Annotated in this window: 15 protein-coding genes and 1 other RNA gene; all 16 read left to right on the top strand. The window is 51.6% G+C overall.

The features are described from left to right. Positions 1–55 precede the first annotated feature (55 nt). Positions 56–408: RNase P RNA component class A (rnpB, locus tag Q4E64_RS04840), an RNA gene on the top strand. A gap of 62 nt (positions 409–470) precedes the next feature. Beyond that, entirely contained in the window at positions 471–1,418 is a 948-nt protein-coding gene (locus Q4E64_RS04835) for a glycosyltransferase family 2 protein (RefSeq protein WP_303166595.1), read from the top strand. A gap of 144 nt (positions 1,419–1,562) precedes the next feature. Beyond that, positions 1,563–2,186 carry an NlpC/P60 family protein gene (locus Q4E64_RS04830; RefSeq protein ID WP_303166594.1) on the top strand — a complete coding sequence of 208 codons (624 nt, stop codon included), beginning with the start codon at positions 1,563–1,565 and terminating at the stop codon, positions 2,184–2,186. Between the two features lie 181 nt (positions 2,187–2,367). After that, entirely contained in the window at positions 2,368–3,249 is an 882-nt protein-coding gene (locus Q4E64_RS04825) for a substrate-binding domain-containing protein (RefSeq protein WP_303166593.1), read from the top strand. A 132-nt stretch (positions 3,250–3,381) separates the two neighbouring features. Next, on the top strand, positions 3,382–4,236 hold the full coding sequence (pstC, locus tag Q4E64_RS04820) for a phosphate ABC transporter permease subunit PstC (protein ID WP_303166592.1): 855 nt from the start codon (positions 3,382–3,384) through the stop codon (positions 4,234–4,236). Beyond that, positions 4,233–5,084: a phosphate ABC transporter permease PstA gene (gene pstA, locus Q4E64_RS04815; protein ID WP_303166591.1), complete on the top strand. Its 852-nt coding sequence runs from the start codon at positions 4,233–4,235 to the stop codon at positions 5,082–5,084. The genes pstC and pstA overlap by 4 nt, the downstream gene beginning before the upstream one ends. A gap of 1 nt (position 5,085) precedes the next feature. Beyond that, positions 5,086–5,844, top strand: coding sequence for a phosphate ABC transporter ATP-binding protein PstB (gene pstB / locus Q4E64_RS04810; protein WP_303166590.1), 759 nt, complete (start codon positions 5,086–5,088; stop codon positions 5,842–5,844). A 17-nt stretch (positions 5,845–5,861) separates the two neighbouring features. Then, on the top strand, positions 5,862–6,509 hold the full coding sequence (phoU, locus tag Q4E64_RS04805) for a phosphate signaling complex protein PhoU (protein WP_303166589.1): 648 nt from the start codon (positions 5,862–5,864) through the stop codon (positions 6,507–6,509). A gap of 174 nt (positions 6,510–6,683) precedes the next feature. Then, positions 6,684–6,944 carry an IreB family regulatory phosphoprotein gene (locus Q4E64_RS04800; protein WP_303166587.1) on the top strand — a complete coding sequence of 87 codons (261 nt, stop codon included), beginning with the start codon at positions 6,684–6,686 and terminating at the stop codon, positions 6,942–6,944. Positions 6,945–6,959: 15 nt separating this feature from the next. Continuing rightward, on the top strand, positions 6,960–7,382 hold the full coding sequence (gene ruvX / locus Q4E64_RS04795) for a Holliday junction resolvase RuvX (RefSeq protein WP_303166586.1): 423 nt from the start codon (positions 6,960–6,962) through the stop codon (positions 7,380–7,382). A gap of 63 nt (positions 7,383–7,445) precedes the next feature. Continuing rightward, positions 7,446–7,802 (top strand): DUF1292 domain-containing protein, encoded by a 357-nt coding sequence (locus tag Q4E64_RS04790; RefSeq protein ID WP_303166585.1) that lies wholly within the window; start codon positions 7,446–7,448, stop codon positions 7,800–7,802. A 72-nt stretch (positions 7,803–7,874) separates the two neighbouring features. Then, a complete protein-coding gene (gene mltG, locus Q4E64_RS04785) occupies positions 7,875–8,906 on the top strand; it encodes an endolytic transglycosylase MltG (RefSeq protein WP_303166584.1) in 1,032 nt (343 codons plus the stop codon). A gap of 19 nt (positions 8,907–8,925) precedes the next feature. Then, positions 8,926–10,173 (top strand): U32 family peptidase, encoded by a 1,248-nt coding sequence (locus Q4E64_RS04780; protein ID WP_303166583.1) that lies wholly within the window; start codon positions 8,926–8,928, stop codon positions 10,171–10,173. A 26-nt stretch (positions 10,174–10,199) separates the two neighbouring features. Continuing rightward, positions 10,200–10,412: a DUF4911 domain-containing protein gene (locus Q4E64_RS04775; protein WP_303166582.1), complete on the top strand. Its 213-nt coding sequence runs from the start codon at positions 10,200–10,202 to the stop codon at positions 10,410–10,412. Between the two features lie 57 nt (positions 10,413–10,469). Further along, positions 10,470–11,543, top strand: a complete 1,074-nt coding sequence (locus Q4E64_RS04770; protein ID WP_303166580.1) for an aminopeptidase P family protein — start codon at positions 10,470–10,472, stop codon at positions 11,541–11,543. Between the two features lie 26 nt (positions 11,544–11,569). Further along, positions 11,570–12,127 carry an elongation factor P gene (gene efp, locus Q4E64_RS04765; protein WP_293728981.1) on the top strand — a complete coding sequence of 186 codons (558 nt, stop codon included), beginning with the start codon at positions 11,570–11,572 and terminating at the stop codon, positions 12,125–12,127. Positions 12,128–12,388 lie beyond the last annotated feature (261 nt).

Below are 12,388 nucleotides of genomic sequence, written 5' to 3'. Positions count from 1 at the left end.
CCGTTGATGGTAGTTGCCTGTAAGAGCAAAAATCAGCGGCATTTATATAGCCATTTGAGTACGAAAGATAATCGCGGCTGGCTTTAAGCCAGATGAGGAAAGTCCGAGCTCCACAGGGCAGGATGCCGGATAACGTCCGGCGAGGGTAACCTCAGGGATAGTGCCACAGAAATGCGTACCGCCTGCTGCGGCAGGTAAGGGTGGAACGGTGCGGTAAGAGCGCACCAGCAGTCTGGCAACAGGCTGGCTAGGTAAACCCCATCCGGAGCAAGACCAAATAGGGGAGGGATGAAGCTGCCCGCTGAGCCTTCCGGGTTGTGTCGCTTGAGCTTGCAGGCAACTGTAAGCCTAGATAAATGATTATCGCCGCTTTGCGGAACAGAACTCGGCTTATTGAGTACTCAAACCTGATAGTTAGGCTGCCCTGGAGGCAGCCTTTTCTCATTAAAACGAACATAGTGGTGAACGAGATGCAGAAAATATCTATAGTTGTGCCTGTTTTTAACGAACAGGAGAATTTATGTGAATTTTATAAACGCGTAACGGCCGTAATGAGCGCGGAGACTTACGATTATAACATTATTTTCGTCGACGACGGCTCCAGCGATAGCAGCGCCGTGATTTTAAACGAGTTGTCCAAAAAAGACGGCCGCGTGGAGGCTTACCTGCTGAGCCGCAATTATGGGCACCAGATGGCGCTGACCTGCGGTTTGGATAACGCCGACGGGGACGCTGTGATTACCATGGACGGCGATTTGCAGCATCCGCCGGAGCTGCTGCCGCAGCTGCTGCGCTTGTGGGAGCAGGGGAACGAGATTGTTCAGACCAAAAGGCTGGCTACGCAGGACGCAGGCTTTTTTAAAAAATTTACCTCCAATGCCTATTATAAATTGATAAACGCTTTATCAGAGGTGGAAATCACTCCCGGCGGCAGCGACTTTCGCTTGATGGACCGCATTGCCGTGGACGCCTTTAAGCAGTACCGTGAGCGGGCCCGTTTTATCCGCGGCTTAGTGAATACCCTAGGCTTTAGGGTGACGGTACTGGAATTTGTGGCGCCGCCGCGCTTTGCCGGTCATTCCAAATTTAATCTGCATAAGATGCTGCACTTCGCATTGGACGGCATTACGGCCTTTTCTAATCTTCCGCTGCGCTGGGCTTTTTATGTAGGGTTGGTTTTTGGCGTCAGCAGTATTTTGCTTTTAGGCCATGTGTTTTACGTTAAATTTATCATCGACGACGCTGTGCCTGGTTGGGCTACTATGACTGTCAGCGTTTTATTTTTAGGCGGCATCCAGCTAGTGGGTATAGGCATTTTAGGCGAATACATAGGCCGCATTTTTGAAGAAATTAAGCATCGACCGCTATATTTAGTAGCGCGACGTATAAAAACGGACAAAAGCTTGGGAAATAAATAAAAAATAATGCCGATTTCACAATTTCAGCGGCTAATACGTTTTACAGATGAGGTAATTTGTGCTATAATAATTTTGTACTTAAATAAGGAAAGGATGTAGATGCTTTTGGTAAAACGAAGAATTCTTATATTTTGTCTTACCGTCATGTTTAGCCTGGCGGGTACAACGATAGCCTTTGCTTCCTTTCAACGCGGCGATGATGGGCAAGAAGTTTTAGCCATTCAAAAACGGCTTGTTGAATTGAGTTATAATATCGGTACTATAGACGGCGAATTTGGCCCTGCTACCGAAAGCGCGGTGAAGCGTTTTCAGGCGGATACCGGGCTGGAGGTAGACGGCGTTGTCGGCGAAGCTACCTATAAAGCGCTGATGAATAAAGAAATGCCACCTAACCGTAGTAATTCTATTGCGCGTAACGTAATGCGCGCAGCTTACAGCGTGATCGGCACACCGTATGTTTTTGGCGGCACTTCTCCTTACGGTTTTGATTGTTCCGGATTTACGCAGTATGCGTTCGCTCGTGCGGGAATTTCCCTGCCGCGTATGGCGGACAGCCAGTTTTATGCTGGCCGGAAAATTTCGATGAGCCAGCTGCGTCCCGGAGATTTGATTTTCTTTACGACTTATGAGCCGGGCGCTTCCCATGTAGGTATTTATGTGGGCAACGGCAATTTCATTCACGCTGGTACGAGTACGGGCGTAACCGTATCTTCCGCTTTTACTGGCTATTGGGGCGCACGCTATTACGGCGCTTGCAGAGTTTTGTAATTAAATAAGAGCTTTTAGGCAGACAGGCTTAGCTTGTCTGCCTTTTGTATATATTTGGCAAAAGCGGTTTTGCCTGCTGATTTTACCTCGCTTTTACATAGCCATAATATTTCCTTAACAATCCTCGTATATACTAATTGCAGAACCACAAAGATGGTTACTTGAAGGAGGAATAGTTAAGATGAAATTGAATAAGCTTGCATGCGTAGGTTTGGCTGCAGTTGTCGCTTTGGGCGCTATGGGTTGCGGCAGTGATAAAAAAGACGAGGGTAAGGCTGCTAGCGGCGGCAAAATCGTCGTAGTATCCCGCGAAGACGGCAGCGGTACCCGCGGCGCCTTCATTGAACTGTTCGGCATCGAGCAAAAGCAGGGCGACAAGAAGGTTGATATGACTACCGAAAGCGCTTCTATTACTAACAGCACCGCCGTTATGATGACTACGGTAGCAGGCAATAAGGATGCTATCGGCTATATTTCCCTGGGCTCTCTGAACGATACCGTTAAGGGTTTGAAAATCGACGGCGCAGAAGCTACCGCAGCTAATGTTAAGAGCGGCGCTTATAAAATCTCCCGTCCTTTTAATATCGTAACTAAAGGCGAACCCAACGCTATTACTAAAGACTTTATCAACTTTATCCTGTCCAAGCAGGGCCAGGAGGTAGTAAGCAAGGCCGGCTATATCGGCAACGAACAAGCCGCTAATTACGCAGCTAATAAGAAATCCGGCAAGATTGTTGTAGCAGGCTCTTCTTCCGTTACTCCCGCAATGGAAAAACTGAAAGAAGCTTACCAAAAGCTGAACCCCGACGTTAATATCGAGGTACAGCAAAGCGATTCCACTACCGGCGTAAAATCCGCTATCAGCGGCATCTGCAATATCGGTATGGCTTCCCGCGAACTGAAAAAGAGCGAGCTGGACGCAGGCGTTAAGGCTACTGTTATCGCTACCGACGGCATCGCAGTTATCGTCAATAAGGACAACAAGCTGGGCAATATGACTAAAGCCCAGGTTGCCGATATCTTTACCGGTAAGGTTACTTCCTGGGATAAATTAGCAAAATAAGCTGGGGCAGCGCTGCGGCGCGCGCTAAGCTAGTCGAAGGCCCGCTTTAACGGCGCGGCTTTAGCGGCGGAGAGGGCTTGCAGGCTGAACGCCTGGTTAAGCCCCTCTTTTTTATATAAAGGAATTGAAGAGATGGAGAATAAGAAAGAAGAAATTATGCAGCTGGTCTTTTTGGCGGCGGCCTGCGCGTCCATCGCTTTAGTAGCGATGATCTGCATCTTTTTGTTTGGCAGCGGCCTGCCGACCATTGCGCAGCTGGGCGTAAGCGATTTTCTGCTGGGAACCAAATGGCGGCCCAATAACGATATTTACGGCATTCTGCCGATGATTTTAGGCAGTATCTATGTTACCCTGGGCGCTATTCTTACAGGCGTTCCTATCGGCATCTTAACGGCTATTTTTATGGCGCGCTTTTGCCCCGCCGCAGCCTATAAGGCGCTGAAACCGGCGGTGGAGCTGCTGGCCGGTATACCGTCCGTTATTTACGGTTTTTTTGGCCTGGTGGTTTTGGTGCCCTTTATCCGCGAAACCTTCGGCGGTACCGGCAGCAGCATGCTGACGGCGTCGCTGCTGCTGGGCATGATGATTCTGCCGACGCTGATCAGCGTAGCGGAGGCGGCGCTGCGGGCTGTGCCGGACAGCTATTACGAGGGCGCGTTGGCGTTGGGCGCAGGACATGTGCGCAGCGTTTTCTTTACGGTAGTGCCTGCGGCCAAGTCCGGAATTATGGCGGCTGTGATTCTGGGGATTGGCCGCGCTATCGGCGAAACCATGGCGGTTATTATGGTAGCGGGCAATCAGGCGCGTATGCCCCAGGGCTTGCTGGAGGGCGTGCGCACGATGACGACGAATATCGTTATCGAAATGGGCTATGCCGCCGACTTACACCGCGATGCGCTTATCGCTACGGCGGTGGTGCTGTTTGTGTTTATTTTGGTCATTAACCTGACCTTTTCCTATCTGAAAGGAAAGGTGGTGCAGCAATGAATTTAAGCAAGGCTTTGTACCGCTACGGGCGCGACCCGCTGTCCGTGGCTTTACTGGTATGCGTATGGGTGGCGGCGGCGGTTACGTTTCTGTCGCTGGCGTTTTTGCTGTGCTACATTTTATGGCAGGGCTTGCCCAATATCAATCTGCGCTTGTTTGAGCTGAAATATACGACGGAAAACGTGTCCATGCTGCCGGCTATGCTAGATACGCTGATTATGGTGGTGCTGGCGCTACTTTTGGCCACGCCGCTGGGTATTGGCGCGGCGATTTATCTGGTGGAATACGCTAAACGCGGCAATAAGGTGGTCGGCATGGTTCGCGTAACGGCGGATACGCTGGCTGGCATTCCTTCCATTGTTTACGGCTTGTTCGGCATGCTCTTTTTCGTAACCTATTTGCACATGGGCTATTCTTTGCTGGCGGGGTCGTGTACGGTGGCGATTATGATTCTGCCGCTGATTATGCGCACGGCCGAGGAAGCGCTGAAGGCTGTCCCCGACAGCTACCGCGAGGGCAGCTATGGCCTGGGCGCGGGCAAGCTGCGCACGGTGTTCGCCGTGGTGCTGCCGTCGGCTATACCGGGCATTCTGGCAGGCGTTATTTTGGGCATTGGCCGTATTGTAGGCGAAACGGCGGCGCTTATTTATACCTCCGGTACGGTAGCCGCGCTGCCGGAAAATGTTATGTCCTCCGGGCGCACGCTGGCGGTGCATATGTATGTGCTGGCCAGCGAGGGCTTGTATATGAAGCAGGCCTACGCTACGGCGGTAGTGCTGGTGCTGCTGGTTATAGGTATTAACGCGGTCAGCGCACGTCTGGCGCGTAAACTGATGAAAGGAAATTGAGATGGAAGCAAGAACTAAGCTGTTAATAGACGATTTGCATTTATATTACGGAGATTTCCATGCGCTGCACGGCATCAATATGGATATCAAGGAAAAAGAAATAACCGCCTTCATCGGGCCTTCCGGCTGCGGCAAATCTACCTTGCTCAAGAGTTTGAACCGCATGAACGATTTAGTGGAGGGCTGCCGCATCGAAGGCAGGGTTTTGCTGGACGGCGCGGATGTTTTTGCCGACGACGATGTGAACGCTTTGCGCAAGCGCGTGGGCATGGTTTTTCAAAAGCCCAATCCGTTTCCCATGAGCGTATACGATAATATAGCTTTTGGCCCGCGCACGCACGGCGTCCGCGCTAAGAGCAGGCTGGACGAAATTGTGGAGCGTAGTCTGCGGCAGGCGGCGATTTGGGACGAGGTTAAGGACAGGCTGAATAAAAGCGCCTTGGGCTTCAGCGGCGGACAGCAGCAGCGCTTATGTATCGCGCGCGCGTTGGCCGTGCAGCCGGAGGTGTTGCTGATGGACGAGCCGACGTCGGCGCTCGATCCGATTTCCACGATGAAGATAGAAGATTTGGCGTTGGAATTGAAAGAGAATTATACCATCGTTATCGTTACGCATAATATGCAGCAGGCGGCGCGTATTTCCGATAAGACGGCGTTCTTCCTGTTGGGAGATTTGATTGAGTACGACGTAACGAGAAAGTTGTTTGCCAATCCTGCCAATAAAAAGACTGAGGATTATATTACGGGCCGTTTCGGTTGATGCGAAGGAGAAAAAAGATGGCTAGAACAAAATTTACTCAGGAGTTGGAGCTGCTGTTGAACAGCGTGCGCGTAATGGGCGTTAATCTTGAGGATACTCTCGATAAGGTAATTAAAAATTTACAGGATAAGGATGTGACGCTGGCGCAGGCTATTATCGGCGGCGACGACGATTTCGACAACAGCGAGGTGGATATCGAGCGTCAATGCCTGGAGCTGGTGCTGACGCAGACGCCGGTGGCTGCCGACTGGCGCGAAATTGCCAGCTGCCTGAAGCTGGTGGGAGATATGGAGCGCATTGCCGACCATTGCAGCGATATCAGCCAGTATACGTTGCGGCTGGCGGAAAAGGAGCCCGTGCCCATGCCCGAACATTTTGTAGAAATGCTGGGCGTAATGCGCCGTATGGTGTACGACAGCATTACCGCCACCAGCGAAAACGACGCCGGGCTGGCGCAGAAGGTTATCGCTACGGACGATGAGGTGGACGCTTATTTCCGCGAGATGCGGCAGAATTTAACCGCGCTGATGCAGCAGTATCCGCAGCTGGTACCGCAGTACGTGGATTATCTGATGATTGCCAAATACGTGGAGCGCATTGCCGACCACGCCACCAATATCGCCCAGTGGGTGCTTTTCGTAGTTAAAAACGAGCTTTCCTGTTAATTGCAAAGCGTAAGTAAGGGCGCAGGCCGTCGCTTCATTGTAAGCGGCGGCTGTTTTTATTTATGGGGCGGCGGATAATTTTATCAGCGTCAAAACTGTTACAGTAATTTTACTGTCAATTTTTTAGGGGATGTGTTAAAATAATGCTATACACTTATAAGGGGGTGTAATATTATGTCTGAAGTATCCCAGGAAACAATGATGTTTAAACGCCAGCCGGAAAAGCTGGATGTTGCAGAAACGATAAAAGAGGTTTACGCCGCTTTGGAGACTAAGGGCTATAACCCGGTGGACCAGCTGGCAGGCTATTTGTTGAGCGGGGACCCGACCTATATTACCAGCTATGACGACGCCCGCACCAAGCTGCGCCGTCACGAGCGCTACGAGCTGATTGAGGCTATGGTAATCAGCTATTTGAAGCAGATTGGCAAATAGTAAGGAGTTGACCTGATGCGAACAATGTCCCTGGACGTAGGAACAAGAACTATAGGCATCGCTGTCAGCGACCTTTTGGGCATGATTGCCAATGGTGTGGAAACCATTCACCGTACCTCGGAGGAGAGGGATTACGCACGTATTGCCCAGCTTATTAAGGAGCATGAGGTGGACACGCTGGTCGTGGGCTATCCCAAGAATATGAACGGCACTATCGGCGAGCGCGCGCAGGCCTGCGAAGCTATGGCCGCTAAGCTGCGGGAAACGTTCCCTGCGGTTAAGGTAGTGCTGTGGGACGAACGGCTGTCGACCGTAGCTGCGGAAAAGGTGCTGGTGGATGCGGATATGCGCCGCAAAAAGCGCAAGAAGGTTATCGATATGATGGCCGCCGTGGTGATTCTGCAAAATTATCTGGATAGCAAAAGCTTTAAAATTTGACAGAAGCATAGTTTATATTATAAAATATCGTGAGTAAGCAATTTTATGAAAAGAGGTGCGCTAATGACCGAGAAAGATATCAATAACGAAGAACTGGCGGCTATGCAGGAAGACGCCGAAGAGGTGGACGTAGTTGTCCTGACCGACGAGGACGGCAACGAAAGCTACTTTATGGAGGAAATGGTTATTCCTTACAATGGCAAGAACTTTGCCGTGCTGGTGGGCATCGACGACGACTGCTGCGAGGATGAGGAATGCGAGTGCCATCATCATGAAGAGGACGATGACGACGACGTAGCGATTATCGCCCGCATCGATTTCGACGAAAATGGCGAGGCCGTTTATGTTGGTCCGACCGACGAGGAATATGAAGCAGTTTCCGAGCTGTACGACCAATATTGTTCTGACGAAGAAGAATAAAAAATTGCCGGACTGCGGTCCGGTATTTTTTTGCGTCGGTGTAATTTAAGGGCGAGTGGTGAAGTTTTGCTGATGGATTTGGAAAAGCTGAAGGATTTTTTGCGCACGAAATGGTATTATGCCTTGGCCTGCTGCGCGGTAGTGGCGCTGCTGGGCTTTGTGGCGGTGATGCAGGCGCGCGGCAATAATAAGGATTTTGCTGCGCCGGGCTCCCATTTGATTATCGTTAAAGAAGGCATGACGACGGCGGATATCGCCCAACTGCTGCACGAAAAGCAGCTGGTACGCGACCCGGCTGCCTTTCGCTACGAGGCCAGCTTTAAGGGGCTGGCAACGAAGCTACAGGCGGGACCTTACCAGATAGAGGGCGGCCTGAGCAATAGTCAGATAGTGGACGTGATGGTCAAGGGACATATTACGCTGGTGCGCTTTACGGTGCCGGAGGGTTACACTATTGCCAGAATTGGGCGCAAGCTGGAAAGGGAAGGCCTGGGCAGCGCGGCTAAGTTCATGGCTGCGGCCAAGGATTACGCGCCTTACGCTTATATGCAGACCGAGAATACTGACGTGTTGTACAAGGCCGAAGGTTTTGTTTTCCCTGCGACGTATGATTTTCCGGTTGGAGCAAGCGAGGACAAGCTGTTGGAAATTATGGTGCGGCAGTTTGACGTCGAAATGAAAGAGTCCGGCGTCGCTAAGCAGGCGGCGGAGCAAGGGAGAAGCTTGCGTGACGTGGTGAATCTGGCGGCGATGGTGGAGCTGGAGGCGGTGTATGCCGACGAGCAGCCGCGCATTGCCGGGGTCTTTTTAAAGCGTTTGGCAATCGGCATGCCGATTCAGTCCGATACGACGATTCAATATATTCTGGGCGAGCAGAAGGAAATAGTTACCTTTGCCGATACCAGGATAGACAATCCTTATAATACCTATCAGCGGCAGGGCTTGCCGCCCGGCCCTATCGGCAGCCCCGGCCTGAGCGCCATTAAGGCGGCGCTGGCGCCGGAGCAGCACGACTATTTGTACTTTGTGGCGGAAAAGGATGGGCATCACCGCTTTACTAAATCCTATGCAGAGCATTTGCGGGCTATCGAGGAAATTGGCTGATGCTTAACGGAGGAGTTTCATGGCTAAATTAACACACAAGCCGGAGCTGCTGGCCCCGGCTGGCAATATGGAAAAAGGCAGGATGGCTCTTTTATACGGTGCGGACGCTATTTACTTAGGCGGTAAAATGTTCGGCCTGCGAGCCTTCGCCAATAATTTTGAGCTGGACGAAATTGCCGAAATGACGGCTTATGCCCACAGCCTGGGCAAAAAGGTGTATGTGACGGTGAATATCTTCGCCCATAACGACGACATTGCCAGGCTGCCGGATTATCTGCGCGGCTTGGAGCAGGCTAAGGTGGACGCGCTGCTGATCAGCGATATCGGCGTGTGGGCTACGGCGCGTCAGGTAGTGCCGAACATGGCGCTGCACGTCAGCACGCAGGCCAATACGACGAACTATGCCGCCGTACAAGCCTGGGAGCGGCTGGGAGCGGAGCGCGTAGTGCTGGCCCGCGAGCTGTCGCTGGGCGAGATAAAGGAAATCAGCGCTAAAACCTCGGTTGAGCTGGAAGCCTTTGTGCACGGCGCTATGTGTATTTCTTATTCGGGACGCTGCTTGCTCAGCAGCTACCTGACCGGGCGCGACGGCAACCGCGGCGCCTGCACGCAGGCCTGCCGCTGGGAATACGATATGTATAAGCTGGGCGAGGGCAAACGGCCCGGCGAATATTTTGACTTGGAAGAGGACGAGCGCGGGACCTATGTGATGAATTCCAAGGATTTGTGCCTTATAGAATACCTGCCGCAGCTGCTGGACGCAGGCGTATGCAGCCTGAAAATTGAAGGCCGCATGAAGAGCGTGCATTATGTGGCGACGGTGGTCAGCGTTTACCGACGGGCTATCGACGCCTGCTGGCAGGACAGGGAGCATTACAGCGTGCCCGGCGAATGGATAACCGAGCTGAACAAGGTGTCCCACCGCCAGTACACGACGGGCTTCGCCGTAAGCAAGCCCGACCATAACGCGCAGGTCTATACTTCTTCCAAATATGAGCAGACCCATGATTTTGTCGGCATTGTAACCGGCTATGACGCTGCCAATAAACGAGTATATTTTGAGCAGCGAAATAATGTTAAGGCGGGCGAGCCTTTGGAGCTGTTGCAGCCCGACGGTCGGCTGCTGTCCTTTGTCCTTACGGAAATGCAGGACGCGGACGGCGTCGCCATCGACTGCGCGCCCCACGCCCAGCAAAAATTTTCGGCATACAGCGCGAAGGAGCTGTTGCCCAATAGCTTATTACGCAGAAAGGTTGTCAAAGAATGAGCGATAACGACCCCGGACCTCACAGTATGATCTACGCACAGGTTGAGCCTGAGCATATTGCCGACGTGAACTGGATTATGGAGGGCTACGAGCATCTGGCGATGGTCAGCACCGTCGACAGCAGCAGCGGCCTGATTAAATTCCACGTAACGCCCGATACCTATTTTGATACGCTGGATATCATAGAAAATATGCCGTTTAAGGTTGAAATTCTTGAAAGTTTTGCCAATGAGTGGTAAAATAAAAAGGCAGTGCCTAGCTTTAGGCTGCGACTATAAGGAAAAGAGGTATGGTTAATGACGCGCATCAATAAGGTTTTGGAAATCATGGCCAGGATGCAGGTGGACAGTGTCATTATCAAGGATGTTACCACCATCCGTTATCTCACCGGCTTTACCGGCGATTCCAGCCTTTTGTATTTAGACCGGCAGCAGGGCGTGCTGATTACCGACGGACGCTATACGGAGCAGGCCAAGCATGAAATGAAGCTGTTCAAGGTGCTGGAATATACGCCTGTGAATGGAAGAAGCATTTGGGAGGCGGCAGCCGGACTGACGCATAAGGCGGGTTCCTTAGTGATTGGCTTTGACGGCGCCTGCTACAGCTATAACGAGTACGTTACCTTGCAGGAGCTGGTCGGGGAAACGCCTTTGGAAAGCATCGATTTGAGCGCTATCCGCATGATTAAGGATAAGAAGGAGCTGGACCTTCTGGTTAAAGCGGCCAGCATTGCCGACGAGGCCTTTAACAAGCTTTTGGACGATATTCAGCCGGGGCGCACGGAGCGCAGCCTGGCCGGGCGTTTGGAATATTATATGCGGGCCCTGGGCAGCGAAAAAACTTCCTTTGATACCATTGTGGCCAGCGGCGCGCGCAGCGCTTTGCCGCACGGCATGGCGTCGGATAAGGTAGTGGAAATAGGCGATTTTATTACGTTCGACTTCGGCGCCGTGTACCAGGGCTATCATTCCGATATGACAAGGACGCTGGTTTTAGGCATGGCTAATTCCTGGCAGAAGGAAATTTACACCATTGTCGAAGAAGCGCAGCTGAAAGGCTTGAAGGCGGCTCGGACCGGGATGACCGGCAGGGAGCTGGACGCAGTTGTGCGCAAGGTTATCACCGACTGCGGCTATGGCGATTATTACGTCCACGGCACGGGGCACGGCGTGGGCCTGGAGATTCACGAAATGCCCAATATCAACAAACAGGGCGCAACGGTGCTGCAAACCGGCATGATTTTTACTATTGAACCAGGTATATACATTCCCGGCAAAGGCGGGGTTCGTATAGAAGATACTGTTGTTTTGACTGAGGAAGGGGCGCGTGCCTTAAACGGCGTCAAAAAGCAGCTTATTGAAATTGTCTAATTTTTAAATTTATAGGAGGGCTTCCAATGATTTCTACCAACGAATTTAAAACTAACGTAACCGTAACCATCGATGGCGACGCCTGGCAGGTTGTTGAGTTCCAACACGTAAAACCGGGTAAGGGCGCCGCTTTCGTTCGCGCTAAAATGCGTAACCTGTGCACCGGCGCAGTTGTTGAGCGTACCTTCAACGCCGGCGAGCGTATGCCTAAGGCTCGCATCGACCGCCGCGAAATGCAATACCTCTATGAATCCGACGGCATGTACGTATTCATGGACAACGAAACCTACGAGCAAACCGAGCTGAGCAAGGAAACCCTTGGCACCGCTCTGAACTTCCTGAAAGAAAACATGGACGTTAAGATTATGATTTACGAAGGCCGCGTACTGGGCGTTGACCTGCCGAACACCGTAGAGCTGACCGTTGTAGAAACCGAGCCCGGCATTAAAGGCGATACCGCAACCGGCGGCAGCAAGAACGCTACCATGGACACCGGCTATGTCGTTAAGGTTCCTCTGTTCATTAACGAAGGCGACGTGCTGGCTATCGATACCCGCACCGGCGACTATATTTCCCGCGCGTAAGCTTTGCTGTAAGGCTGCGTGCGCCGCGAGGCGCGCGGCCTGATAACTGCATATTGTAAATTGGCGTAAACCCCGAACTTTTGAAGTGCTTATACTTCCGGAGTTCGGGTTTTTCTTATGCTGTCGCTTAGAGAATCGTTAAATTTTTGCGCTCCTTTTTATACAATTTATGCATACAGAATGTATAAACTGTGCTATAATATTAGAATAAAATAAAAATGGAGTACTGTTTGTATTTTACCATATGAGTCTTGGAGGTGC

Source organism: Phascolarctobacterium sp., from assembly GCF_030531065.1.
Taxonomy (GTDB): domain Bacteria; phylum Bacillota; class Negativicutes; order Acidaminococcales; family Acidaminococcaceae; genus Phascolarctobacterium_A.
This window is presented reverse-complemented; position numbering and strand designations above follow the sequence as displayed.

Bases quoted from the DNA above. Each gene is read 5' to 3' on its own strand.
- Q4E64_RS04770 (WP_303166580.1), top strand. From the start codon at position 10,470: ATGACGCGCATCAATAAGGTTTTGGAAATCATGGCCAGGATGCAGGTG.
- pstA (WP_303166591.1), top strand. From the start codon at position 4,233: ATGAATTTAAGCAAGGCTTTGTACCGCTACGGGCGCGACCCGCTGTCC.
- Q4E64_RS04800 (WP_303166587.1), top strand. From the start codon at position 6,684: ATGTCTGAAGTATCCCAGGAAACAATGATGTTTAAACGCCAGCCGGAA.
- Q4E64_RS04780 (WP_303166583.1), top strand. From the start codon at position 8,926: ATGGCTAAATTAACACACAAGCCGGAGCTGCTGGCCCCGGCTGGCAAT.
- Q4E64_RS04835 (WP_303166595.1), top strand. From the start codon at position 471: ATGCAGAAAATATCTATAGTTGTGCCTGTTTTTAACGAACAGGAGAAT.
- ruvX (WP_303166586.1), top strand. From the start codon at position 6,960: ATGCGAACAATGTCCCTGGACGTAGGAACAAGAACTATAGGCATCGCT.
- efp (WP_293728981.1), top strand. From the start codon at position 11,570: ATGATTTCTACCAACGAATTTAAAACTAACGTAACCGTAACCATCGAT.
- Q4E64_RS04790 (WP_303166585.1), top strand. From the start codon at position 7,446: ATGACCGAGAAAGATATCAATAACGAAGAACTGGCGGCTATGCAGGAA.
- pstB (WP_303166590.1), top strand. From the start codon at position 5,086: ATGGAAGCAAGAACTAAGCTGTTAATAGACGATTTGCATTTATATTAC.
- Q4E64_RS04775 (WP_303166582.1), top strand. From the start codon at position 10,200: ATGATCTACGCACAGGTTGAGCCTGAGCATATTGCCGACGTGAACTGG.
- pstC (WP_303166592.1), top strand. From the start codon at position 3,382: ATGGAGAATAAGAAAGAAGAAATTATGCAGCTGGTCTTTTTGGCGGCG.
- phoU (WP_303166589.1), top strand. From the start codon at position 5,862: ATGGCTAGAACAAAATTTACTCAGGAGTTGGAGCTGCTGTTGAACAGC.
- mltG (WP_303166584.1), top strand. From the start codon at position 7,875: ATGGATTTGGAAAAGCTGAAGGATTTTTTGCGCACGAAATGGTATTAT.
- Q4E64_RS04830 (WP_303166594.1), top strand. From the start codon at position 1,563: ATGTTTAGCCTGGCGGGTACAACGATAGCCTTTGCTTCCTTTCAACGC.
- Q4E64_RS04825 (WP_303166593.1), top strand. From the start codon at position 2,368: ATGAAATTGAATAAGCTTGCATGCGTAGGTTTGGCTGCAGTTGTCGCT.